Origin of the sequence: Curtobacterium sp. MCBA15_012 (genome assembly GCF_001864935.2) — a bacterium.
Taxonomy (GTDB): Bacteria; Actinomycetota; Actinomycetes; order Actinomycetales; family Microbacteriaceae; genus Curtobacterium.
Map to the genome: position 1 here is coordinate 3,053,069 of NZ_CP126267.1, position 24,800 is coordinate 3,077,868.

Annotated in this window: 14 protein-coding genes and 5 rRNA genes; 2 read left to right on the plus strand and 17 right to left on the minus strand. The window is 66.5% G+C overall.

Translation table 11 applies throughout. The features are described 5' to 3' along the window. The first annotated feature begins 101 nt into the window (after positions 1-101). The gene (locus QOL15_RS14025) at positions 102-1,133 is read left to right on the plus strand and encodes an LLM class flavin-dependent oxidoreductase (protein WP_254780261.1); all 1,032 of its coding nucleotides are present in this window, start codon (positions 102-104) and stop codon (positions 1,131-1,133) included. Between the two features lie 52 nt (positions 1,134-1,185). On the opposite strand, the gene QOL15_RS14030 is transcribed toward QOL15_RS14025, so the two are convergent. Then, complete coding sequence (locus tag QOL15_RS14030; RefSeq protein WP_071248786.1) at positions 1,186-1,611, minus strand: ASCH domain-containing protein; 426 nt, start codon at positions 1,609-1,611, stop codon at positions 1,186-1,188. 213 nt (positions 1,612-1,824) lie between these two features. On the opposite strand from QOL15_RS14030, the gene QOL15_RS14035 reads away from it, so the two are divergent. Next, positions 1,825-2,268 carry a DUF2510 domain-containing protein gene (locus tag QOL15_RS14035; protein WP_083394079.1) on the plus strand — a complete coding sequence of 148 codons (444 nt, stop codon included), beginning with the start codon at positions 1,825-1,827 and terminating at the stop codon, positions 2,266-2,268. A 79-nt stretch (positions 2,269-2,347) separates the two neighbouring features. Here the strand turns inward: QOL15_RS14035 and QOL15_RS14040 are convergent, their stop codons facing one another. The 16 genes from QOL15_RS14040 to QOL15_RS14115 all read right to left on the minus strand — a co-directional run bounded on the left by QOL15_RS14040 (position 2,348) and on the right by QOL15_RS14115 (position 24,387). After that, a complete protein-coding gene (locus QOL15_RS14040) occupies positions 2,348-3,412 on the minus strand; it encodes a site-specific tyrosine recombinase XerD (protein ID WP_071248788.1) in 1,065 nt (354 codons plus the stop codon). A 41-nt stretch (positions 3,413-3,453) separates the two neighbouring features. Then, a complete protein-coding gene (locus QOL15_RS14045; RefSeq protein WP_071248751.1) occupies positions 3,454-4,041 on the minus strand; it encodes a DUF1349 domain-containing protein in 588 nt (195 codons plus the stop codon). After that, positions 4,038-4,634: an NUDIX hydrolase gene (locus QOL15_RS14050; protein ID WP_071248754.1), complete on the minus strand. Its 597-nt coding sequence runs from the start codon at positions 4,632-4,634 to the stop codon at positions 4,038-4,040. The genes QOL15_RS14045 and QOL15_RS14050 overlap by 4 nt, the downstream gene beginning before the upstream one ends. Positions 4,635-4,778: 144 nt before the next feature. After that, positions 4,779-6,503 carry a CTP synthase gene (locus QOL15_RS14055; protein ID WP_071248757.1) on the minus strand — a complete coding sequence of 575 codons (1,725 nt, stop codon included), beginning with the start codon at positions 6,501-6,503 and terminating at the stop codon, positions 4,779-4,781. A gap of 730 nt (positions 6,504-7,233) precedes the next feature. Continuing rightward, the gene (gene recN / locus QOL15_RS14060) at positions 7,234-8,928 is read right to left on the minus strand and encodes a DNA repair protein RecN (RefSeq protein WP_065963205.1); all 1,695 of its coding nucleotides are present in this window, start codon (positions 8,926-8,928) and stop codon (positions 7,234-7,236) included. Next, complete coding sequence (locus QOL15_RS14065) at positions 8,925-9,842, minus strand: NAD kinase (protein ID WP_065963206.1); 918 nt, start codon at positions 9,840-9,842, stop codon at positions 8,925-8,927. Before QOL15_RS14065 ends, recN begins: the two co-directional genes overlap by 4 nt. After that, the gene (locus tag QOL15_RS14070; protein ID WP_139197555.1) at positions 9,839-10,717 is read right to left on the minus strand and encodes a TlyA family RNA methyltransferase; all 879 of its coding nucleotides are present in this window, start codon (positions 10,715-10,717) and stop codon (positions 9,839-9,841) included. The genes QOL15_RS14065 and QOL15_RS14070 overlap by 4 nt, the downstream gene beginning before the upstream one ends. Next, positions 10,710-10,985 carry a hypothetical protein gene (locus tag QOL15_RS14075; protein ID WP_071248760.1) on the minus strand — a complete coding sequence of 92 codons (276 nt, stop codon included), beginning with the start codon at positions 10,983-10,985 and terminating at the stop codon, positions 10,710-10,712. Before QOL15_RS14075 ends, QOL15_RS14070 begins: the two co-directional genes overlap by 8 nt. A gap of 10 nt (positions 10,986-10,995) precedes the next feature. Then, entirely contained in the window at positions 10,996-11,973 is a 978-nt protein-coding gene (locus tag QOL15_RS14080; RefSeq protein WP_065963207.1) for an HAD-IIA family hydrolase, read from the minus strand. Between the two features lie 16 nt (positions 11,974-11,989). Further along, positions 11,990-12,727, minus strand: a complete 738-nt coding sequence (locus QOL15_RS14085; RefSeq protein ID WP_071284579.1) for a hypothetical protein — start codon at positions 12,725-12,727, stop codon at positions 11,990-11,992. Positions 12,728-12,774: 47 nt separating this feature from the next. Then, complete coding sequence (locus QOL15_RS14090; RefSeq protein ID WP_305404627.1) at positions 12,775-13,587, minus strand: hypothetical protein; 813 nt, start codon at positions 13,585-13,587, stop codon at positions 12,775-12,777. 456 nt (positions 13,588-14,043) lie between these two features. Next, positions 14,044-14,160: ribosomal RNA gene (gene rrf, locus QOL15_RS14095) — 5S ribosomal RNA — on the minus strand. 137 nt (positions 14,161-14,297) lie between these two features. Continuing rightward, a 23S ribosomal RNA gene (locus QOL15_RS14100) occupies positions 14,298-17,420 on the minus strand. 469 nt (positions 17,421-17,889) lie between these two features. After that, positions 17,890-19,410 (minus strand): 16S ribosomal RNA (locus tag QOL15_RS14105). Positions 19,411-21,005: 1,595 nt separating this feature from the next. Further along, positions 21,006-21,122 (minus strand): 5S ribosomal RNA (gene rrf, locus QOL15_RS14110). Between the two features lie 138 nt (positions 21,123-21,260). After that, positions 21,261-24,387 (minus strand): 23S ribosomal RNA (locus tag QOL15_RS14115). Together the 16S, 23S and 5S rRNA genes form the textbook arrangement of a ribosomal RNA operon. Positions 24,388-24,800: the final 413 nt, after the last annotated feature.

A 24,800-nucleotide genomic window follows, 5' to 3' on the forward strand; every position in this document is an offset into this window, starting at 1 on the left:
CCGCCACGGTAACCGCCCGCCGACCGCGAAGACCGTCGAGCGGATCGAGCGGACTGCCGGGCGGGCGGAATGTGCACACCGTCGCATGCGTTCGCATCGGCATGACCAAGATCGGGTTCCTGTCCTTCGGACACTGGCGCGACGTGCCGGGCTCCCGCGTGCGCAGCGGCCGCGAGGCCCTCGTGCAGGCGATCGACCTCGCCGTCGCCGCGGAGGAGGCGGGCGTCGACGGGGCGTACTTCCGCGTGCACCACTTCGCACCGCAGCAGGCCGCACCGTTCCCGCTCCTCGCCGCGGTCGCTGCCCGGACCAGCCGCATCGAGATCGGCACGGGCGTGATCGACATGCGCTACGAGAACCCGCTGTACATGGCCGAGGAGGCCGCGGCCACCGACCTCATCTCGGGCGGCCGGCTGCAGCTCGGTGTGAGCCGGGGGTCACCCGAGACCGCCCTCGCCGGGTACCAGCAGTTCGGCTACGTCCCCGACGCGGACGACCCGAACGGCGGCGACATGGCCCGTGCGCACACCGACGTCTTCCGCCGCGCGATCGCCGGCGAGCCGATGGCGAACGCGAACCCGCAGATGACCGGCTCCGTCGGCTCGCTGCCCGTCTCGCCGCTGTCCGACGACCTGCCCGACCGGATCTGGTGGGGTGCCGGTACCCGTGCCACCGCGGAGTGGACCGCCGAGCAGGGCATGAACCTCATGTCCTCGACCCTGCTCACCGAGGACACCGGCGTGCCGTTCGACCAGCTCCAGGCCGAGCAGATCGCCCGCTTCCGCAGCACCTGGGCGGACATGGGCTGGGGCCGAGAGCCCCGGGTCTCGGTCTCGCGGAGCATCATCCCGATCACCGACGACGAGTCGCGGCACTCCTTCGGCGTCCGCGCGCAGGTCGAGGGGCAGGACCAGGTCGGACACCTCGACGGTGGGCTCGCCCGGTTCGGCCGCTCGTACATCGGCGAGCCCGAGCAGCTCGTGGCGGAGCTCGCCGCCGACGAGGCCGTCCGCGCCGCCGACACCGTGCTCGTCACCGTGCCGAACCAGCTCGGCGTCGACTTCAACGCCCGACTGCTCGCGGCGACGAAGGCCGTGATGGACGAGGTCGACGCGGCCGTCGTGCACGTCTGACCGGTCCGGACGCGGTGTGTGAGGAGCGCCCACACACCGCGTCCGACGGTCGCTAGGTCCGGTCGGTCGGCATCGGCCAGAGCAGCCGGAAGCGCTCGCACAGCACCGGCATGTCCGGTTCGAACCCGCGGTCGTTCTCGGAGTGCTCACGCCAGTAGCGCTCGTGCACCGCGCGCCAGTGCTCGAGCGTGCGGTCGCCCTCCCCCTCGGCGCGGGCGTGCTCGGCGTCGACCTGGTCGAACGGCACGACCCGGAGGTCGGTCGTCTCGATCACGGCCCGCGGTTCGCCACGGCCATCGAGGACCACGCTGAGCTCGCCGACCTCGGGCAGCGGCTCGCCGGTCGCCTCGTAGTCCCACATCGACGACGCCGTCCCGTCCTTGATGCCGCGCAGGACCAGCTCGAGCAGTCCGTCGGCCTGCTCCGGGGTCGCGCCGAAGGCCCACGCCTCCGGGACCGCCTCGGGCAGCGCGGGCATCTCGGCACGGCGGGCGGCCCAGAAGTCGGGCAGGGCGTCGGAGGCGGTGACCACCAGCCGACCGTAGCGCAGGCCGGAGGCGACGCGCAGGACCCGGCCGACGCACTGGACTGGTCCCCCTTCCTGCCGACACCCGCGTTGGGACTGTGAGCGGTCCTCCCGTGCGCGTAGCGTCGAGGGCAGCACCGCCCACCGCACCCTCGAGGAGCACCCGTGACACTGCCGGCCGCAGGCTGGTTCCCGGACCCGCGCGACGCCAGCCGTCTGCGCTGGTGGGACGGTCACGCCTGGGGCGCCGCGACGCGGATGACCCCGGCTCGTCCGGGGCCGGCGGTCCCGACCGTCGCCGCACCCGTCGGACCGTCGTTCTCGGTGCAGGACGGGCCGCTGCACACGGGGTCCTGGGCGTCGGGTGCCACCTCGCCGGGTGCCGGCATCGCCGCGACCGCAGCGGTCGTGCTCGCGCTCCTGTCGGTCGCGTGGAACCCGCTCGGTCTGGTGAGCCTCCTCGCGCTGGTCGCCGGCGTGCTCGGGATCGGGCGGCACGCGAGCGACGGCGGCCTGCGCGTGCTGGCGCGGAGCCTCGCGGCGAGCGCCGTGGTCATCGCTGTCGGGACGGGCGCCGTGGCGGCGTCCGCGCAGTACCACCTGTTCTGAGCCGGCCGGGCGTCGTCCGGTCCCGACGGGCGGCCGGAACGGGCCGGAGCGGGCCGGGCCGGGCCGGGCCGGACGCTTGCTACCGCCGCGCCCGCGGGTGTGCCGTCTGGTACACGTCCCGGAGCGCGTCCGCCGTCACGAGCGTGTAGATCTGCGTGGTCGCGACGCTCGCGTGCCCGAGGAGCTCCTGCACCACCCGGACGTCGGCACCGCCCTCGAGCAGGTGCGTGGCGAACGAGTGCCGGAAGGTGTGCGGCGACACGTGCGCGGCCAGATCCGCCCGCTCGGCCGCGGTTTGGATCACGAGCCAGGCGCTCTGCCGGGACAGCCGGGCTCCCCGTGCGCCGAGGAACAGCGCGGGCGTCCCGGAGCCCCGTGCTGCGAACACCGGCCGCGCCCGCACCAGGTACGCGTCGACCGCGGCCCTGGCGTAGCTGCCGAGCGGGACGATGCGCTGCTTGTTGCCCTTGCCGGTGACCTTCACCACGGCGACGTCCGCGACGCCGGAGCGGTCGGTGGCACGCGGCTCGTCGTCGTCCACGACGTCCGCGCCGAGGACACCGCCGCCACCGTCGCTGCCCTCGACGTCGGCGAGCGTCGCCAGGTCGTCCACCGACAGCCCGACCGCCTCCGAGATCCGGGCACCCGTCGCGTACAGCAGCTCGAGCAGCGCCCGGTCCCGCAGGCGGACCGGGTCGTCGTCGTCGGTCGAGCCGGCGGCCTCGAGGAGCCGCTCCACCTCGTCCACCGTGATCGCCTTCGGGAGGCGCGCCGCGGCCTTCGGCGGTCGGACCGCCGTCGACGGGTCGAGCGGCATCCACCCCTCGGCAGCCGCGAAGGCCGTGAACGACCGCACCGAGCTGAGCATCCGGGCGACGGACCGCGGCGCGAGCGGCCCCTCCGGTCGGCTGGTCAGGTGCCCGACGAACCCGGCGACGTCGGCACGGGTGAGCCGGGCGACGTCCGCCGACGCCGCAGCCCCACCGGCACGGTCGGCCCCGGCGGAGTCGACCGTCGGCGCCCCCTGCAACCAGTCCGCGAACACGGCGAGGTCACGCCGGTACGCCGACACCGTGTGCTGCGACAGGCCCCGCTCGATCGCGACGTGCCGGAGGTAGGTCTCCACGGCACGGTCCAGGGGCATCACCCGACCAACCTAGACGAGCGCGGGACGGAGCCGGACCGTCAGTGCAGCGCCGCGTCCGGGCCACCGAACCGGCAGTCCGTGAACGTCACGGTCAGCCCGCTCCTGGTCGGTGCCGCACAGAACAGCCCCGCCGACACCGCTGCGTCCGGGTCGAGCGGCGCGACCCGCACGAGCCGGGGCTCCTCGCCCTCCGCCCAGGCCCGGACGGTGACCGCGTCCCCCTCCCGGCTCGCGCGCACGGTGACCGTCCGCCCGGCCCACGACGGCACCGGCGCGACCGACCAGTCGGACACCCCGCGCGTGACGACGGCACCCACCTGCGGCTGCCCGTCCGCGAACTCCACGCCTGCCTTCACCCAGTGCCCGTCGTCGACCCGCAGGAACACCCCGGCCTGGTCGAACTGCTCCGTGAAGTCGAGGACGAACGACACCTCCACCGAGAACGGCCCGTCCGTCGGCCGCACGAGGGCGTGCTCGGAGTCGTGCACGAACCCGTACGAGGTCGTCCGCCACGCGTCGCTGCCCTCGACCGCGGTGACCCGCAGGACGGTGCCCTCGGGGTCGACCCCGGCGGGCTCGTGCGTCCACGCCCCGGCGGCGAGCAGGGCCCGGAGCCCCTGCGTCACCGGCCGGACCCGCCCTCGTCCGCACGGCGACGTTCGATCGCGTCAGCCGCGAGGGTCGAGACGATCAGCGCCGAGTTGTGCACCCGCCCCGCGAGGACCGCCGCGACGAGTTCCTCGCGCGGCACCCACCGCTTCACGATGTCGGCTTCCTCGGCCTCGCGCTCGAAGGCGCTCTCGGTGTCACGGATCCCCCGCGCCCGGTAGACCTGGATGAACTCGTCGCTGCCGCCCGACGAGGTGTTGTACCGGACGAGGGGCTCCCAGTGGTCCGCCGCGACGTCGGCTTCCTCGCCGAGTTCGCGCTTCGCGGCCTCGAGGTGGTCCTCGCCCGCGTGGTCGAGCAGGCCCGCGGGCAGCTCCCAGTCGCGCAGGCCGACCGGGTGCCGGTACTGCTGGATGACGAGGACGCGGCCCTCGTCGTCCTCGGCGAACACGGCGACGGCGCCGGTGTGGTCGATGTACTCGCGCACCATGTCGTGCCCGTCGTAGTCGACGACGTCGCGGCGGACGTCCCACACCGCGCCCTCGTACACGACGGTCGACTCGGTGACCGGGTAGGAGGCGGGTTCGTCGGCGATCGGTGCGTCAGTCACCGCCCCATCCTGGCACGCAGCCCCTCGCGGGCCACCCGGTCACCAGGCCACCTCGTGCGCGCACCGCGCGTCCCACGCACCCCACGGACGACGGGAGGCGCGGTGCCAGCCGGCACCGCGCCTCCGGTCAGGACGTGGGTCGCGTCAGGCGACGACCTCCGCCGACTCCTCCTGCGGGTCGAAGAGGCTCGACGCCTCGTGGCGGGCGATCGCCGCGTCCACCAGCCCGGCGAACAGCGGGTGCGCCTTCGTCGGACGCGAGCGCAGTTCCGGGTGCGCCTGCGTGGCGATGTAGAACGGGTGCACGTCGCGGGGCAGCTCGACGTACTCGACCAGGGTGCCGTCGGGCGACGTGCCCGAGAACACCAGGCCGGCGTCCGCGATCTGCTGGCGGTACTGGTTGTTCACCTCGTAGCGGTGACGGTGGCGCTCCGACGCCTCGGGAGCACCGTAGAGCTCGGCGGCGAGCGATCCGTCCGTGAAGTGCGCCGGGTAGAGGCCCAGGCGCATCGTGCCGCCCATGTCGCCGCCGGCGATGATGTCGACCTGCTCCGCCATCGTCGCGATGACCGGGGTCGAGGTCTCCGGGTCGAACTCGGTGCTCGACGCGTCGGTCAGACCGGCCTCGTGGCGGGCGTACTCGATGACCATGCACTGCAGGCCGAGGCACAGGCCGAGCGTCGGGATGCCCTGCTCACGCGCGAAGCGGAGCGCACCGAGCTTGCCCTCGATGCCGCGCACGCCGAAGCCGCCGGGCACGCAGATGCCGTCCACGTCGCCGAGGTGCTTCGCGGCACCCTCGGGCGTCGTGCAGTCGTCCGACACGACCCACTTCAGCGTGACCTTGGCGTTGTGCGCGAAACCACCGGCGCGCAGGGCCTCGGTCACCGACAGGTAGGCGTCGGGCAGGTCGATGTACTTGCCGACGAGGGCGATCGTGACGGCCTTCTTCGGCTCGTGCACGGCGTCGAGGACCGGCTTCCACGCCGACCAGTCCACGTCGTGCGCGTCGAGCTTGAGCGCGTCGATGATGACCTGGTCGAGCCCCTGGTCGTGCAGCAGCGTCGGGAGGTCGTAGATCGAGGGCACGTCCACCGCGTTCACCACGGCGTCCTCGTCCACGTCGCACATGAGGGCGATCTTGCGCTTGTTCGCGTCCGACACCGGGCGGTCGCTGCGCAGGACCAGGGCGTCCGGCTGGATGCCGATCGACCGGAGCGCGGCGACGCTGTGCTGCGTCGGCTTCGTCTTCTGCTCGCCCGAGGCGCTCATGAACGGCACGAGCGAGACGTGCACGAAGAACACGTTGTTGCGCCCGAGCTCGTGGCGCACCTGCCGCGCGGACTCGATGAAGGGCTGGGACTCGATGTCGCCGACCGTGCCACCGACCTCGGTGATGATCACGTCGGGCTGCGGGTCGTTCTCGGCCTGCTCGCGCATCCGGCGCTTGATCTCGTCGGTGATGTGCGGGATGACCTGCACGGTGTCGCCGAGGTACTCGCCGCGCCGCTCCTTGGCGATCACCGTCGAGTAGACCTGCCCGGTCGTGACGTTCGCCGACTGCGCCAGGTCGATGTCGAGGAAGCGCTCGTAGTGCCCGATGTCGAGGTCCGTCTCGGCACCGTCGTCGGTCACGAAGACCTCGCCGTGCTGGAACGGGTTCATGGTGCCCGGGTCCACGTTGAGGTACGGGTCGAGCTTCTGCATGACGACCTTGAGGCCGCGCGCCGTGAGCAGGTTGCCGAGGCTTGCCGCCGTCAGGCCCTTGCCGAGGGACGAGACGACCCCGCCGGTCACGAAGATCTGCTTCGTCACCTTCGGGGTCGAGTTGCTGTCGTTCTGGGTACCGCCGCTGAGAGTGTCCGCCACGGGGTTCCATCGTACGTCAGAACCGGCGGGAGGCGCGACCCCCGGTCCGCCACGGGCGTTGCGCCCGGTGCGCGGTGCCGGGACGGCGGCCAGGAGGCGCTGCTCACGCCCGCCACGGACCTCGCGCCGCGCGCTGGTCCGGGCACGGCAGCCGGGAGGCGCGACCCCGGTCCGCCACGCGCCTCGCGCGCCCCGCGCGGAGCCGGGTACGGCAGCCGGGAGGCGCTGCTCACGCCCGCCACGGACCTCGCTCCGCGCGCTGGACCGGGCACGGCAGCCGGGAGGCGCGACCCCGGTCCGCCACGCACCGCGGCCCGCGGCCCGCGGCCCGCGCAGAGCCTGGGTACGGCAGCCGGGAGGTGCTGCTCACGCCCGCCACGCACGTCGCGCCGCCGCCCGCGCGGACGGCCGGACGCGCCGGAAGCGGCCGGCCGTTCGTCGGCGCGGCCTCCGCTCGGGCATCCCGCGGCGCGGCCGGGGCGACCTCCGTTCCACGCTGTGCCCGACGGCGCATGGGGCGCTCCGGCGGAGCGGCCCATGCTCCCGAGCATGCGGACGGCCGGACGCGCCGGACGCGCCGGACGGCCGTCGGCGCGGCCTGCGCTCGGGCATCCCGCGGCGCCGGAGGACGCGCGGTGGCGGTGGCGGTGGCGGTGGCGGTGACGGTGACCACGTCGCGACCGCCGGCGGCCCCGGACGGGCGACCCGCGCCTCCCGACCGGCCGCGTTCCTACGCGCGCTGACCGGCGACGTCGAGGAGCTCGCGCGCGTGCTCCATGCCGCTCGCGCTGTCCCCGAGGCCCGAGAGCAGCCGTGCCATCTCCTGCAGCCGGTCCTCGCCCTCGAGTCGCCGCACGCTCGACGAGGTGACCGCCCCACTGGCGTCCTTCACGACGTTGAGGTGGTTGTTCGCGAACGCCGCCACCTGCGCGAGGTGCGTGACCACGATGACCTGCGTCCGCTCCGCGAGCTTCGCGAGTCGCCGCCCGATCTCGATCGCGGCGGCACCACCGACGCCCGCGTCGACCTCGTCGAACACGAAGGTCGGCACGGTGGTGCTGCCGGCCATCACGACCTCGATCGCGAGCATCACCCGGGAGAGCTCACCGCCCGAGGCACCCTTGCCGATCGGGCGCGGGTCGGTACCGGAGTGCGGCTGCAGCAGGATCGCGACCTGGTCCCGTCCGTGCCGCCGGTACTCGCCGCCGTCGGTGACCTCGACGACCAGGGTCGCGCCGGCCATCGCGAGCGTCCCCAGCTCCGCGGTGACGCGCTTCGCCAGGTCGGTCGCCGCCTTCGACCGTGCCGCGGTCAGTGCGGCAGCGGCGGTGGCGAGCGTCTGCTCGTCCTGCGCGACGGCCTCCTGCAGCGCGGTGATGCGGTCGTCGTCCCCGTCGAGCTCGAGCAGCCGATCACTCGCGCGCTGCCCGTAGGCGATGACGTCGTCGACCGTGTCGCCGTACTTCCGGGTCAGGTTCGCGAGCAGTGCCCGCCGTTCGTTGATGAGCTCGAGGTCGTGCCCGGCGTCCGGCTCGAGCGACCCGAGGTAGCTCGACAGGCTCGCCGACGCCTCGGATGCCTGGATGCCGAGCTCGGTCAGCTGCTCGAGGACGGGCAGCAGCGCCGGGTCCGAGCCGGCCACGCGCTCGACCGCACGCCGCGCCGTCTCGACCAGCCCGATGACGTCCGGAGCGTCGTCGAGCGACTCGCTGGACAGGGCTTCGTGGGCGGTCCCGGCCGACAGCCGGAGTTCCTCGAGGTTGCCGAGCCGTTCCGCGCGCTCGGTCAGTTCGACGTCCTCGCCGGGCTGCGGGTCGGCTGCCTCGATCTCGTCGGAGGCCGCTCGGATCCGGTCGGCCTCGGCGACGCGGTCGTCCCGGTCACGGACCAGGGTCTCGAGCTCGCCCGCGTGCGCCTGCCAGGTGTCGTACGCCGTGACGTACGCGTCCAGGGCGCGCTGCACGGCCCGACCGCCGAAGCCGTCGAGCGCGGCGCGCTGTGCCGACGCCGACGTCAGCCGGATCTGGTCGGACTGCCCGTGCACGGTGACGAGCTGGTCGGCGAGTTCGCCGAGCACCGCGACCGGGGCGCTGCGGCCGCCCACCGTCGCGCGGCTCCGGCCCTCGGCCGACACGGTACGGGTGAGGATGAGCTCGCCGTCCTCGACTGTCCCGCCGGCGTCCTGCACGCGCGCGGCGACCGCGTCCTGCTCCGGGACGTGCCAGCGGCCCTCGACGACGGCGCTCGACGCACCACGGCGCACCGAGCCGGCGTCGGCGCGCGCGCCGAGGAGCAGCCCCAGTGCGGTGACGATCATGGTCTTGCCCGCACCGGTCTCGCCGGTGACGACCGTGAAGCCCGGGCCGAGCTCGAGCGTCGTCTCACCGATGACGCCCAGGTCGGAGATGACGATCTCCTCGATCATGCGTCGTCCTCGACCGCGGGGCCGCGCCACCCGGCGACGGGCAGCTGGAACTTCGCGACCAGGCGGTCGGTGAACGGGGCGTCCTTGAGCCGTGCGACGCGGACCGGGTCCGTCGAGCGACGGACCTCGACCCGTGCGCCCGGTGGCAGGTCGTGGGTGCGGCGGCCGTCGCACCAGAGCACGCCGACGCCGCTCGTCCGGCGCAGCACCTCGACCGCGAGGGTGCGGTCCGGGCCGACGACGATCGGACGGGAGAACAGGGCGTGCGCGCTGAGCGGCACCATGAGGAGCGCGTCGACGTCGGGCCAGACGATGGGACCGCCACCGGAGAACGAGTACGCGGTGGACCCGGTGGGCGTCGCCACGACGACGCCGTCGCACCCGAAGGAGGACAGCGGACGCCCGTCGACCTCGGTGACGACCTCGAGCATGCGCTCCCGTGACGCCTTCTCGATCGTCGCCTCGTTGAGCGCCCACGAGGAGTACACGACCTCGTGCCCGACGACCACGTCGACCTGGAGCGTCACGCGCTCCTCGACCTTGTAGTCGCCCGCGAGCACCCGCTCGACCGTGGCGTGCAGGCCGTCGCGCTCGCTCTCGGCGAGGAAGCCCACGTGCCCGAGGTTCACGCCGACGATCGGTGCGCCGGTGCCGCGGACGAGCTCGGCCGCCCGGAGGATCGTGCCGTCGCCGCCGAGCACGACGACGATCTCGAGCTGGTCGGCCTGCACGTCGACGTCGAGGATGTCGACCTGCCCGACGGAGGCCTCGGCGCGACGGACGTCGGCGTACTCGTCGAACGGCATCACCGGGACGAGCCCGGCGTCGTGCAGGAGGTCGCAGACCTCGACCGCAGCATCGATGGAGTCCTGACGCCCCGTGTGGGAGACGAGCAGGATGTGGCGGTCGCTCATGCAGCCCCTTCAGTGAGTTCGGACGCCCGACCGATCCACGCTGTCGGGTTCCCCCATTCTGTCGGATCGCCACCGACACGACGCTGGAAGCGCGCGAGGTACTCGTGGTTGCCGTGCGTGCCGACGATCGGTGACGCGGCGAGGCCGGTCGTCCCGAGGCCCGCGTCCCACGCCGACCAGAGGACGTTCATGAGGGCGTCGTTGCGCAGCGCGGCGTCGCGGACGATGCCCTCGCGCACACCGCCACGACCGACCTCGAACTGGGGCTTCACCAGGAGGACGAAGTCGTCGGCGGGGACCGCCCCGGCGAGGACCGGCAGCACCAGGCGCAGCGAGATGAAGGAGAGGTCCCCGACGACCAGGCTGGTCTCCGGGGCCGCGGCGTCGAGGGCTGCGTACTCGTCGGCGGTGAGGGTGCGCGCGTTCAGCCCCTCGACGACCCGGACACGGGCGTCGATCGCCAACGAGGGATCGAGCTGCCCGTGGCCGACGTCGAGCGCGACCACCCGTCGGGCGCCGCGGTGCAGGAGGACCTGCGTGAAGCCCCCGGTGCTCGCGCCGACGTCGAGCACGACGCGGTCGGTGGGGTCCACGTCGAACGCGTCGAGGGCGTGCACGAGCTTCAGCGCCGCCCGCGAGACCCACTCGTCCTCGGTGTCGACGACGATCGGCGCCTGCGGGGACACCGGCGCGGACGGCTTCACCACGGGGCGGCCGTCCACCGTGACCCGGCCGGCCTGCACGAGCTTGGCTGCCGCGGTCCGCGAGCGGGCCAGACCACGGGCGGCCAGGAGGGCGTCGAGGCGGACCGGCTGCGACGCCTCGTCCGTCCGGGTGCCCGCGTCGGTGGAGGCCTGGTCGCGAGGCTCAGGCACGGTGGGCGCTCCCGCTCTCGAGGCGCGTCCGGAGTTCGTCGTGCAGTGCCGCGAAGGCGTCCGCGCGCTGTTCGAGCGGCAGCGCCTCGGCGGCGGCGGCGCGCGAGGCGACGCTGTCGGGTGCGTCGGCGGTCGCGTCCGCATCGGTCCCGGCGCGGGCGAACCCTGCGGTGTCAGGGGCGCCTGCGGAGTCGGGGGCGTCCGTGGTGTCGGGTCCGTGCGCGGGTCGCCTCGTCTCGGGACCACCCGCACGCTCGTCGTTCGACACGTCGGTCAGGCTACTCGCCGCCGTGGAGCACGGGGTCCACGTCGAGGCCGTAGATGGCCAACCCCGACTCCCAGATCAGGGTCGACCCCGCACGGAGCAGGTTGATGGGCGTCCCGCGGTCGAGGACCCGGACGACGTGCCCGTGCATCGCGACGGTGGCGTCGCCGACCGTGACGTAGCGCGTGCCGTCGTGGTCCTCGCGCCGCACGGTGACCGGGTACGGCTCGGACAACCCGCGGAGGTCCTCGAGCACGTAGGTCGGACGCGAGCGCTGGTCGGCGGCGAGGACCTGCTTCGCCTGGTCGATGCCCGTCAGCACGAGGACGCTGGGGATGCCCGCGTCGTTCGCACCCTTGATGTCGGTGTCGAGGCGGTCACCGATGAACAACGGCCGCTCGCCCCCGAACCGCGCGAGCGCAGCGTCGAAGATCGGGCGCTCGGGCTTCCCCGCCACCACCGGCATGCGGCCCACCGCCTGGTGGACGGCGGACACCAGCGTGCCGTTGCCGGGCGCGATGCCGCGTTCCACCGGGATCGACCAGTCCATGTTCGTCGCGACCCACGGGACGTCCGGGTCCGCGAGCGCGAACGACGCCTCGGCCAGGTGCGTCCACCCGAGGTCCGGCGAGAAGCCCTGGATGACGGCTGCGGGTGCGTCGTCGGCACTCGCCGTGACCGTGAAGCCGGCTTCCTCGACGATGCTCGTCAGCCCGAGCCCGCCGGTCACCAGGACGGTGGAACCGGCCGGCACGAGGGTCTCGAGCAGACGGACGCCTGCCTGGGACGAGGTCACGACGTCCTCCGGGCCGACGACCAAGCCGTACTGCTCGAGGTGCTCGGCGACGTCGACGGGTCGACGCGAGGCGTTGTTCGTGATGTAGCCGACCCGAGCGGACCGAGCAGCGAGGTTGAGCGCCTCGACCGCGTGCGGGATGGCGTTCCGACCGCGGTAGACGACACCGTCGAGGTCGGTGAGGACGACGTCCACACCGGCCGTCGGCGGCTCAGCCTGCTGCGGAGCCGTCGACGTCGCGGGGGTTGTCGTCGTCGATCTCGTCGATGTCGTCGTCGGGCTCGACGGGCTCCCCGAGCTGGGCGGTGTCGTCGAGGCCGTCGACACCGTGCTCGACGACGTCGGAGTCGGCTGCGACGTCGGCGACGGGCTCGTCGTGTCCTTCGACTTCTTCCTCGACCACATCAACTGTCTCCCATGCGTTCTCGTCCGCTGCGGCGGCGAGGGCCTCGGCAGCGCGGTCCACCCGCGCCCACCACTCGTCGGCCTCGTCCTGTCGCCCGAGCTCCTCGAGCGTCGCCGCGTAAGCACTGTAGAGCGCCGGCGACCACGTGTAGGCCGTGGTCGGGTCGAGCTGTGGAATCTCCAGCTCGCCCAGCGCGGCTGTGGGGTTGCCGAGGTCGAGCCGCGCACCGGACATCGCGATCGCGAGCTCCACCTGCACGGCCGGGTCGAGTGCAGCACGGTCGATCGACCGTCCGAGCTCGAGCGCGCGCTCAGGGCGTCCCAGCCCGCGCTCGCAGTCGACCATCATCGGCAGCTGGTCGTTCTTGCCCGAGATCCGTCGGTAGGTGCGGAGCTCGCGGAGCGCCGTGGCGAAGTCGCCGGTGCGGTACGCGGTGATGGCCGCGGTCTCGCGGACGACCGCCACGCGGCCGGCCCGACGCGCTGCACTGAGCGCGTGCTGGTTCGCGGTCTCGGGGTCCTCGTCGACGAGGAGTGCCGCCATGACCAGGTGCTTCGCGACCCAGTCAGCGTTCTCCTTGCTGAGGGTCTTCAGCTCGGCGCGTGCAGCCGGGTCCAGGTCGCGGGCCGAGACCTCGTCCGAGATCTCCGGGTCCTCGTGCCGCGGGCGGATCGACCGCGTGCCGTACGGGTCGCGATCCTCCCAGTCGTCACGCGCTGCCTCGCCGAACCGTGCACCGGCGTGCCGGTCACCGTCGCCGAAGCGCCGACGCTCGCCACCGCTGTCGCCGCCACGGTTCGGACGGTCGCTGCCGAAGGAACGACGCTCACCGTCACGCGGCGGACGACGATCGTCCCCTCCGAAGGAACGACGCTCACCATCACGCGCCGGACGACGGTCATCGCCACCGCGGAACGGACGGTCACCGCCGAAGGAACGACGCTCGCCGTCCCGCGCCGGACGACGGTCATCGCCACCACGGAACGGACGGTCACCATCACGCGGCGGACGACGGTCGTCACCACCACGGAACGGACGGTCACCATCACGCGGCGGACGACGGTCGTCACCACCACGGAACGGACGGTCACCATCACGCGGCGGACGACGGTCATCACCACCACGGAACGGACGGTCACCATCACGCGGCGGACGACGGTCATCACCACCACGGAACGGACGGTCACCGCCGGAGGGACGACGCTCGCCGTCACGCGCCGGACGACGGTCATCACCACCGCGCGCGGCACGGTCACCGCCGAAGGAGCGACGCTCACCATCACGCGCCGGACGACGATCGTCACCACCAGGGAACGGACGATCGCCTCGCGGCCCGTCACCGCGAGGGGGACGACCCGCGTCATCGCGATCGCCGCGCCACGCCGGTCGGGAGCCAGAGTCACGGAACGGACGGTCCCCGTCACGAGCGGGGCGGCCGACGTCGCGACGCTGGGGGCCTGTGTCCCCGCGCGGGCGCTCATCGCCCCGGCCACCGCGCTGCCCTTCGCGACGTTCGAAGTCCCGAGGCCCGGACGACCAACGGTCGCTTCGCGGTGCACCGCCGTCCCGACGTGGCTCCCGGTCGGATCGACCCTGGCGGTCGCCGTCGTTCCGTCGCTGCTCGTCGTCGTTCGCCACCGTTGCTCCTCGTCGCGTGCCCGAAGCTGTCCTCGGGCGATCGTCCGCTGTGTCGTTGTGTGTAGAGGCCGCACGAAGTCGGCACAGAAGCAAGTCCATCACGGACCGCTCGGCACGTCGAGTGCGGCGCAGAAACAGATGTGGCCACCGGCCTCCACGAGAACGAGGGTCTCCCCTGCGCGTTCTCGATGGAGGGCCGATGGCCACATCACTTACGTTGAGTCCGGCGGCGTCCTACTCTCCCACAAGGTCCCCCTTGCAGTACCATCGGCGCTGAGAGGCTTAGCTTCCGGGTTCGGAATGTGACCGGGCGTTTCCCTCTCGCTATGACCACCGGAACACTGTCGACCCGAAACGGATCAAACACTGTTCCTTCATGCTGGTTCAGCTGAAGTATTCAGTTTGATTCCCGATCGTCTGTCGGGAACCACAAAGTGGACGCGAGCCCCCACCACAAGGGTGGGGAAATATTTGTGTTGTCAAGTCTTCGGCTTATTAGTACCGGTCAGCTCCACGGGTCGTTAGTCCCCGCTTCCACATCCGGCCTATCAACCCAGTAGTCTGCTGGGAGCCTCTCACACTCAAGGTGCATGGAAATCTCATCTCGAAGACGGCTTCCCGCTTAGATGCTTTCAGCGGTTATCCGGTCCGAACGTAGCTAATCAGCGGTGCCCTTGGCAGAACAACTGACACACCAGAGGTTCGTCCATCCCGGTCCTCTCGTACTAGGGATAGATCTTCTCAAATTTCCAACGCGCGCAGCGGATAGGGACCGAACTGTCTCACGACGTTCTAAACCCAGCTCGCGTACCGCTTTAATGGGCGAACAGCCCAACCCTTGGGACCTACTCCAGCCCCAGGATGCGACGAGCCGACATCGAGGTGCCAAACCATGCCGTCGATATGGACTCTTGGGCAAGATCAGCCTGTTATCCCCGAGGTACCTTTTATCCGTTGAGCGACAGCGCTTCCACAAGCCACTGCCGGATCACTAGTCCCGACTTTCGTCCCTGCTCGACCTGTCAGTCTCACAGTCAAGCTCCCTTGTGCACTTACACTCGCCACCTGATTGCCAACCAGGTTGAGGGAACCTTTGGGCGCCTCCGTTACTCTTTGGGAGGCAACCGCCCCAGTTAAACTACCCATCAGGCACTGTCCATGAACCCGATCAGGGTCCTACGTTAGACATCCAAAGTGACCAGAGTGGTATTTCAACAATGACTCCACGAACACTAGCGTGCCCGCTTCACAGTCTCCCACCTATCCTACACAAGCCACTCCGAACACCAATACCAAACTGTAGTAAAGGTCACGGGGTCTTTCCGTCCTGCTGCGCGTAACGAGCATCTTTACTCGTAGTGCAATTTCGCCGAGTTCGCGGTTGAGGCTGGGAAGTCGTTACGCCATTCGTGCAGGTCGGAACTTACCCGACAAGGAATTTCGCTACCTTAGGATGGTTATAGTTACCACCGCCGTTTACTGGGGCTTAAATTCAGAGCTTCGCCCGAGGGCTAACCCTTCCTCTTAACCTTCCAGCACCGGGCAGGCGTCAGTCCGTATACATCGTCTTGCGACTTCGCACGGACCTGTGTTTTTAGTAAACAGTCGCTTCCCACTGGTCTCTGCGGCCTTCAACGCTCACGGAGCAAGTCCGGTCACGTGTCCGGCCCCCTTCTCCCGAAGTTACGGGGGCATTTTGCCGAGTTCCTTAACCACGATTATCTCGATCTCCTTGGTATTCTCTACCTGACCACCTGAGTCGGTTTCGGGTACGGGCGGCTGCAACCTCGCGTCGATGCTTTTCTCGGCAGCATAGGATCACTGATTTCCCCTTACGGGTACGCGTCGGATCTCAGGCGTACAGACGACGGATTTGCCTATCGTCAGCCCTACATCCTTACACCAGGTTCACCTTACGGATACCATCGCCTGGCTCAGCTACCTTCCTGCGTCACACCTGTTCATACGCTAGCCGCACCAGCATGGGGTCGAGCGTTAGACCGGACACCATCACCCCGAAGGGATCCGACGAACCGGGTTAGGACTCTTAGCACCACTGGATTAGCTTGGGCGGTTGTTCGCCGGTACGGGAATATCAACCCGTTGTCCATCGACTACGCCTGTCGGCCTCGCCTTAGGTCCCGACTTACCCAGGGCGGATTAACCTGGCCCTGGAACCCTTGGTCTTTCGGAGGACGGGTTTCTCACCCGTCTTTCGCTACTCATGCCTGCATTCTCACTCGTGTGGCGTCCACGGCTGGATTACTCCGCCGCTTCACTCGCCACACGACGCTCTCCTACCACTCCGCACGACTGAACCACGAAGGCTTGTCTGTGTGCGAAATCTACAACTTCGGCGGTGTGCTTGAGCCCCGTTACATTGTCGGCGCGGAATCACTTGACCAGTGAGCTATTACGCACTCTTTCAAGGGTGGCTGCTTCTAAGCCAACCTCCTGGTTGTCTGTGCAACTCCACATCCTTTCCCACTTAGCACACGCTTAGGGGCCTTAGTTGGTAGTCTGGGTTGTTTCCCTCTCGACGATGAAGCTTATCCCCCACCGTCTCACTGCTGCGCTCTCACTCACCGGCATTCGGAGTTTGGCTGACGTCAGTAACCTGTTGAGGCCCATCGGCCATCCAGTAGCTCTACCTCCGGCGAGAAACACGCAACGCTGCACCTAAATGCATTTCGGAGAGAACCAGCTATCACGAAGTTTGATTGGCCTTTCACCCCTATCCACAGCTCATCCCCTCCATTTTCAACTGAAGTGGGTTCGGTCCTCCACGACGTCTTACCGTCGCTTCAACCTGGCCATGGATAGATCACTTCGCTTCGGGTCTAGGACATGCGACTGAACCGCCCTATTCAGACTCGCTTTCGCTACGGCTGCCCCACACGGGTTAACCTCGCCACATATCACTAACTCGCAGGCTCATTCTTCAAAAGGCACGCCGTCACCCCTACTAAGGAGGCTCCGACGGTTTGTAAGCAAACGGTTTCAGGTACTATTTCACTCCCCTCCCGGGGTACTTTTCACCTTTCCCTCACGGTACTTGTCCGCTATCGGTCATCTGGGAGTATTTAGGCTTATCAGGTGGTTCTGACAGATTCACACGGGATTTCTCGGGCCCCGTGCTACTTGGGATACACATCCGGCCATAACACCATTTCGTCTACGGGGCTGGCACCCACTACGGCCCGGCTTTCAAACCGGTTCGACTATGATGCGCTGTAACCGCCCCAGTCCGGCAGAACTGAGTGACGTGTCCCACAACCCCGACCATGCAACGCCCGCCGGCTATCACACATGATCGGTTTAGCCTCATCCGCTTTCGCTCGCCACTACTCACGGAATCACATGTTGTTTTCTCTTCCTGTGGGTACTGAGATGTTTCACTTCCCCACGTTCCCTCTACCCGCCCTATATATTCAGGCGGGAGTCACCAGGTCACAAAAGCGCCTGGCGGGGTTTCCCCATTCGGAAATCCTCGGCTCACAGCTCGATTATCAGCTCCCCGAGGCTTATCGCAGATTTCTACGTCCTTCTTCGGCTCCAGATGCCAAGGCATCCACCGTTTGCTCTTAGAAACTTGACCACAAAGATTAAAATTGCGATCCAACGCCAACCACAACCACCAACCGAAGCCGGTGATCATGCGATGACGCGAATCTAAAGATGCTCGCGTCCACTGTGTAGTTCTCAACATACGATCGGCACCATCCTCCACCAACGCAACCGCGCCGGCATCACATGGCCCACTCGAAGAACCGCGTCCCCAGCACCACCCACACAGGGCAGCACCAGACGGCTCAACCCCCAACCACAACGGGCCGGGAAGCCTGGTCCCTCAGGACCCAACAACGTGCACCAGATGCTCACCACACCCCGACCCCTTCCAACCAACCGCGAACGATCGATGTACTGACGCCGAGAGCATGACTCCCACCTGCACTGTCAATGTTCCACCCATGAGCTACCCGTCGGACACGTTCGGTCCGAACCGGGCGCCTGGACCCACCCCACACCTGCATCTGCAGACACGAGACGAGCCAGATGCTCCTTAGAAAGGAGGTGATCCAGCCGCACCTTCCGGTACGGCTACCTTGTTACGACTTAGTCCTAATCACCGATCCCACCTTCGACGGCTCCTTCCACAAGGGTTAGGCCACCGGCTTCGGGTGTTACCGACTTTCATGACTTGACGGGCGGTGTGTACAAGGCCCGGGAACGTATTCACCGCAGCGTTGCTGATCTGCGATTACTAGCGACTCCGACTTCATGAGGTCGAGTTGCAGACCTCAATCCGAACTGAGACCGGCTTTTTGGGATTCGCTCCACCTTACGGTATCGCAGCCCTTTGTACCGGCCATTGTAGCATGCGTGAAGCCCAAGACATAAGGGGCATGATGATTTGACGTCATCCCCACCTTCCTCCGAGTTGACCCCGGCAGTCTCCTATGAGTCCCCGCCATAACGCGCTGGCAACATAGAACGAGGGTTGCGCTCGTTGCGGGACTTAACCCAACATCTCACGACACGAGCTGACGACAACCATGCACCACCTGTACACCGACCACAAGGGGGCGACCATCTCTGGCCGTTTCCGGTGTATGTCAAGCCTTGGTAAGGTTCTTCGCGTTGCATCGAATTAATCCGCATGCTCCGCCGCTTGTGCGGGCCCCCGTCAATTCCTTTGAGTTTTAGCCTTGCGGCCGTACTCCCCAGGCGGGGCGCTTAATGCGTTAGCTACGACACAGAAACCGTGGAAAGGTCCCTACATCTAGCGCCCAACGTTTACGGCATGGACTACCAGGGTATCTAATCCTGTTCGCTCCCCATGCTTTCGCTCCTCAGCGTCAGTTACGGCCCAGAGATCTGCCTTCGCCATCGGTGTTCCTCCTGATATCTGCGCATTCCACCGCTACACCAGGAATTCCAATCTCCCCTACCGCACTCTAGTCTGCCCGTACCCACTGCAAGCCCGAGGTTGAGCCTCGGGATTTCACAGCAGACGCGACAAACCGCCTACGAGCTCTTTACGCCCAATAATTCCGGACAACGCTTGCACCCTACGTATTACCGCGGCTGCTGGCACGTAGTTAGCCGGTGCTTTTTCTGCGGTACCGTCACTTTCGCTTCTTCCCTACTAAAAGAGGTTTACAACCCGAAGGCCGTCATCCCTCACGCGGCGTTGCTGCATCAGGCTTTCGCCCATTGTGCAATATTCCCCACTGCTGCCTCCCGTAGGAGTCTGGGCCGTGTCTCAGTCCCAGTGTGGCCGGTCACCCTCTCAGGCCGGCTACCCGTCGTCGCCTTGGTGAGCCATTACCTCACCAACAAGCTGATAGGCCGCGAGTCCATCCCCAACCAAAAAATCTTTCCACCACCAGACCATGCGGCCAGTAGTCCTATCCAGTATTAGACGTCGTTTCCAACGCTTATCCCAGAGTCAGGGGCAGGTTACTCACGTGTTACTCACCCGTTCGCCACTAATCACAGAAGCAAGCTCCTGATCATCGTTCGACTTGCATGTGTTAAGCACGCCGCCAGCGTTCGTCCTGAGCCAGGATCAAACTCTCCGTAAAAAAATTACAACCAACACCGAAGTGTCAGCGAGTTGAAACTGACTGTTGACTGTCCACTGGACAATCTTCAATCCAAAAGGAATTGTCTCCGACCCAACCAACCAAAAGGCCAGCCAGGCACGGGGTCAATAAATTGGCATTGACAATGTGCACGCTGTTGAGTTCTCAAGGACCAGACGCACCCACCACTCCACACCCATCAGGGCGCTTCACGAAGGAGCTGGTTCGTTGCCCGGGGAAGAACCGTGGCGGACAAGATCCCCAAGTCGATGACCTGGCGACCGTCCCGGCCGTTCCGTTCTCCGCCTCAGCGGCAACGAGGTACAACCTTACGCGGGACTGAGCAGCACCGCCAACCACGCCTACTCCCGGGCGTGTCGCGCTCTACGAGCAAGCCGGGCGTGACTGCGGATGACCTTCTGTTGCCCTGTGGCCCACGGCCCGGCTCACGGCTCACGGCTCACGGCTCACGGCTCACGGCTCACGGCTCACGGCTCACGGCTCACGGCTCACGGCTCACGGCTCACGGCTCACGGCTCACGGCTCACGGCTCACGGCTCACGGCTCACGGCTCACGGCTCACGGCGATGGTGCTCCCCGCCGGCCTCGTATGCAAGCGCCGGCGGCCTCGAGGGGAACCACCGCGATCAGCTCGAAGGCAGCTCGCCTCGACCTGTGGCCGAACAGGCGGAAGATGTTGCCGCGGCGACGAACGCCGCCCCGACCGCCCGTGCCACGGCACAGCTGACCCGTCGGGACCCCATCGCCGGAACACCCGCGAGAGAACGCAGCCGCATCATGCACTGGGCGCCCTGCCGGTCCCGACTCGTTCGGCGGCCGATGCAGCCCGAGCTTCTCGACCGGCCGACGCTCCACGCCGCCGAGTCGATGTACGCGCGATGTGAACGCTTGATGTGCGTCCCTCGTCACGGTGCATCGGTGCAGACCTGGACACGGCCCCGTCGCAAAGGTCGGCTCCAGCGTCCGAAGGCCCCAGCGACGGGTCCTTACCGTTCATCGGTTGCATTGGACACACCGCCACGGCGGTCGCCGCAATCCATCCCCGCCCGCCGGTCCTCGAGCGCCCGCCCGCAGCGGTTCTGACGAGCGCCTGCCCGATCTCGGTAGCACCCGACGAGGGAATGTCGCGATCGGGCGTCGTTCCCCGGCTTCTCGAGCGGCGGGTCCTGATCGAGATCCGATCAACGAGCCGCCGGCCGACTCCGGCCGCGCCCCGTGAAGGGTGGCGCCCTGCAGTGCTCGGGGCGTGGGCGGGCGCAGGGCAGGTTGACCGACCGGAACGTCCCCGACAGGCGCGACACCTCAGCAGGCGGAGGCGCACACGGCCGGCGCGCAAGGCCAGGCGCAGGTGCAGGTGCCGACAACCGTGCCATCGCAGGTGCGGGTGCGGGTACGGGTACGGGTACGGGTGCGACGCATGAAAGCCTCGAAACGCAGAAGATCCCTGGCCGTCATGGCCAGAGGTATCCCGGGTACGCAGAAGACGCCCGACCGTCACAGTCCGGGGTCCCCGGGAACGCAGAAAACCCCTGACCATGAATGGTCAGGGGTTCCCTGGTCGTACGTGAAGTTGAGTCCGGCGGCGTCCTACTCTCCCACAAGGTCCCCCTTGCAGTACCATCGGCGCTGAGAGGCTTAGCTTCCGGGTTCGGAATGTGACCGGGCGTTTCCCTCTCGCTATGACCACCGGAACACTGTCGACCCGAAACGGATCAAACACTGTTCCTTCATGCTGGTTCAGTCTGAAGTATTCAGTTTGATTCCCGATCGTCTGTCGGGAACCACAAAGTGGACGCGAGCCCCCACCACAAGGGTAGGGAAATAATTGTGTTGTCAAGTCTTCGGCTTATTAGTACCGGTCAGCTCCACGGGTCGTTAGTCCCCGCTTCCACATCCGGCCTATCAACCCAGTAGTCTGCTGGGAGCCTCTCACACTCAAGGTGCATGGAAATCTCATCTCGAAGACGGCTTCCCGCTTAGATGCTTTCAGCGGTTATCCGGTCCGAACGTAGCTAATCAGCGGTGCCCTTGGCAGAACAACTGACACACCAGAGGTTCGTCCATCCCGGTCCTCTCGTACTAGGGATAGATCTTCTCAAATTTCCAACGCGCGCAGCGGATAGGGACCGAACTGTCTCACGACGTTCTAAACCCAGCTCGCGTACCGCTTTAATGGGCGAACAGCCCAACCCTTGGGACCTACTCCAGCCCCAGGATGCGACGAGCCGACATCGAGGTGCCAAACCATGCCGTCGATATGGACTCTTGGGCAAGATCAGCCTGTTATCCCCGAGGTACCTTTTATCCGTTGAGCGACAGCGCTTCCACAAGCCACTGCCGGATCACTAGTCCCGACTTTCGTCCCTGCTCGACCTGTCAGTCTCACAGTCAAGCTCCCTTGTGCACTTACACTCGCCACCTGATTGCCAACCAGGTTGAGGGAACCTTTGGGCGCCTCCGTTACTCTTTGGGAGGCAACCGCCCCAGTTAAACTACCCATCAGGCACTGTCCATGAACCCGATCAGGGTCCTACGTTAGACATCCAAAGTGACCAGAGTGGTATTTCAACAATGACTCCACGAACACTAGCGTGCCCGCTTCACAGTCTCCCACCTATCCTACACAAGCCACTCCGAACACCAATACCAAACTGTAGTAAAGGTCACGGGGTCTTTCCGTCCTGCTGCGCGTAACGAGCATCTTTACTCGTAGTGCAATTTCGCCGAGTTCGCGGTTGAGACAGCTGGGAAGTCGTTACGCCATTCGTGCAGGTCGGAACTTACCCGACAAGGAATTTCGCTACCTTAGGATGGTTATAGTTACCACCGCCGTTTACTGGGGCTTAAATTCAGAGCTTCGCCCGAGGGCTAACCCTTCCTCTTAACCTTCCAGCACCGGGCAGGCGTCAGTCCGTATACATCGTCTTGCGACTTCGCACGGACCTGTGTTTTTAGTAAACAGTCGCTTCCCACTGGTCTCTGCGGCCTTCAACGCTCACGGAGCAAGTCCGGTCACGTGTCCGGCCCCCCTTCTCCCGAAGTTACGGGGGCATTTTGCCGAGTTCCTTAACCACGATTATCTCGATCTCCTTGGTATTCTCTACCTGACCACCTGAGTCGGTTTCGGGTACGGGCGGCTGCAACCTCGCGTCGATGCTTTTCTCGGCAGCATAGGATCACTGATTTCCCCTTACGGGTACGCGTCGGATCTCAGGCGTACAGACGACGGATTTGCCTATCGTCAGCCCTACATCCTTACACCAGGTTCACCTTACGGATACCATCGCCTGGCTCAGCTACCTTCCTGCGTCACACCTGTTCATACGCTAGCCGCACCAGCATGGGGTCGAGCGTTAGACCGGACACCATCACCCCGAAGGGATCCGACGAACCGGGTTAGGACTCTTAGCACCACTGGATTAGCTTGGGCGGTTGTTCGCCGGTACGGGAATATCAACCCGTTGTCCATCGACTACGCCTGTCGGCCTCGCCTTAGGTCCCGACTTACCCAGGGCGGATTAACCTGGCCCTGGAACCCTTGGTCTTTCGGAGGACGGGTTTCTCACCCGTCTTTCGCTACTCATGCCTGCATTCTCACTCGTGTGGCGTCCACGGCTGGATTACTCCGCCGCTTCACTCGCCACACGACGCTCTCCTACCACTCCGCACGACTGAACCACGAAGGCTTGTCTGTGTGCGAAATCTACAACTTCGGCGGTGTGCTTGAGCCCCGTTACATTGTCGGCGCGGAATCACTTGACCAGTGAGCTATTACGCACTCTTTCAAGGGTGGCTGCTTCTAAGCCAACCTCCTGGTTGTCTGTGCAACTCCACATCCTTTCCCACTTAGCACACGCTTAGGGGCCTTAGTTGGTAGTCTGGGTTGTTTCCCTCTCGACGATGAAGCTTATCCCCCACCGTCTCACTGCTGCGCTCTCACTCACCGGCATTCGGAGTTTGGCTGACGTCAGTAACCTGTTGAGGCCCATCGGCCATCCAGTAGCTCTACCTCCGGCGAGAAACACGCAACGCTGCACCTAAATGCATTTCGGAGAGAACCAGCTATCACGAAGTTTGATTGGCCTTTCACCCCTATCCACAGCTCATCCCCTCCATTTTCAACTGAAGTGGGTTCGGTCCTCCACGACGTCTTACCGTCGCTTCAACCTGGCCATGGATAGATCACTTCGCTTCGGGTCTAGGACATGCGACTGAACCGCCCTATTCAGACTCGCTTTCGCTACGGCTGCCCCACACGGGTTAACCTCGCCACATATCACTAACTCGCAGGCTCATTCTTCAAAAGGCACGCCGTCACCCCTACTAAGGAGGCTCCGACGGTTTGTAAGCAAACGGTTTCAGGTACTATTTCACTCCCCTCCCGGGGTACTTTTCACCTTTCCCTCACGGTACTTGTCCGCTATCGGTCATCTGGGAGTATTTAGGCTTATCAGGTGGTTCTGACAGATTCACACGGGATTTCTCGGGCCCCGTGCTACTTGGGATACACATCCGGCCATAACACCATTTCGTCTACGGGGCTGGCACCCACTACGGCCCGGCTTTCAAACCGGTTCGACTATGATGCGCTGTAACCGCCCCAGTCCGGCAGAACTGAGTGACGTGTCCCACAACCCCGACCATGCAACGCCCGCCGGCTATCACACATGATCGGTTTAGCCTCATCCGCTTTCGCTCGCCACTACTCACGGAATCACATGTTGTTTTCTCTTCCTGTGGGTACTGAGATGTTTCACTTCCCCACGTTCCCTCTACCCGCCCTATATATTCAGGCGGGAGTCACCAGGTCACAAAAGCGCCTGGCGGGGTTTCCCCATTCGGAAATCCTCGGCTCACAGCTCGATTATCAGCTCCCCGAGGCTTATCGCAGATTTCTACGTCCTTCTTCGGCTCCAGATGCCAAGGCATCCACCGTTTGCTCTTAGAAACTTGACCACAAAGATTAAAATTGCGATCCAACGCCAACCACAACCACCAACCGAAGCCGGTGATCATGCGATGACGCGAATCTAAAGATGCTCGCGTCCACTGTGTAGTTCTCAACATACGATCGGCACCATCCTCCACCAACGCAACCGCGCCGGCATCACATGGCCCACTCGAAGAACCGCGTCCCCAGCACCACCCACACAGGGCAGCACCAGACGGCTCAACCCCCAACCACAACGGGCCGGGAAGCCTGGTCCCTCAGGACCCAACAACGTGCACCAGATGCTCACCACACCCCGACCCCTTCCAACCAACCGCGAACGATCGATGTACTGACGCCGAGAGCATGACTCCCACCTGCACTGTCAATGTTCCACCCATGAGCTACCCGTCGGACACGTTCGGTCCGAACCGGGCGC

Bases quoted from the DNA above. Each gene is read 5' to 3' on its own strand.
- QOL15_RS14085 (WP_071284579.1), bottom strand. From the start codon at position 12,727: ATGGCGGCACTCCTCGTCGACGAGGACCCCGAGACCGCGAACCAGCAC.
- recN (WP_065963205.1), bottom strand. From the start codon at position 8,928: ATGATCGAGGAGATCGTCATCTCCGACCTGGGCGTCATCGGTGAGACG.
- QOL15_RS14065 (WP_065963206.1), bottom strand. From the start codon at position 9,842: ATGAGCGACCGCCACATCCTGCTCGTCTCCCACACGGGGCGTCAGGAC.
- QOL15_RS14030 (WP_071248786.1), bottom strand. From the start codon at position 1,611: ATGCCCGCGCTGCCCGAGGCGGTCCCGGAGGCGTGGGCCTTCGGCGCG.
- QOL15_RS14040 (WP_071248788.1), bottom strand. From the start codon at position 3,412: ATGCCCCTGGACCGTGCCGTGGAGACCTACCTCCGGCACGTCGCGATC.
- QOL15_RS14025 (WP_254780261.1), top strand. From the start codon at position 102: ATGACCAAGATCGGGTTCCTGTCCTTCGGACACTGGCGCGACGTGCCG.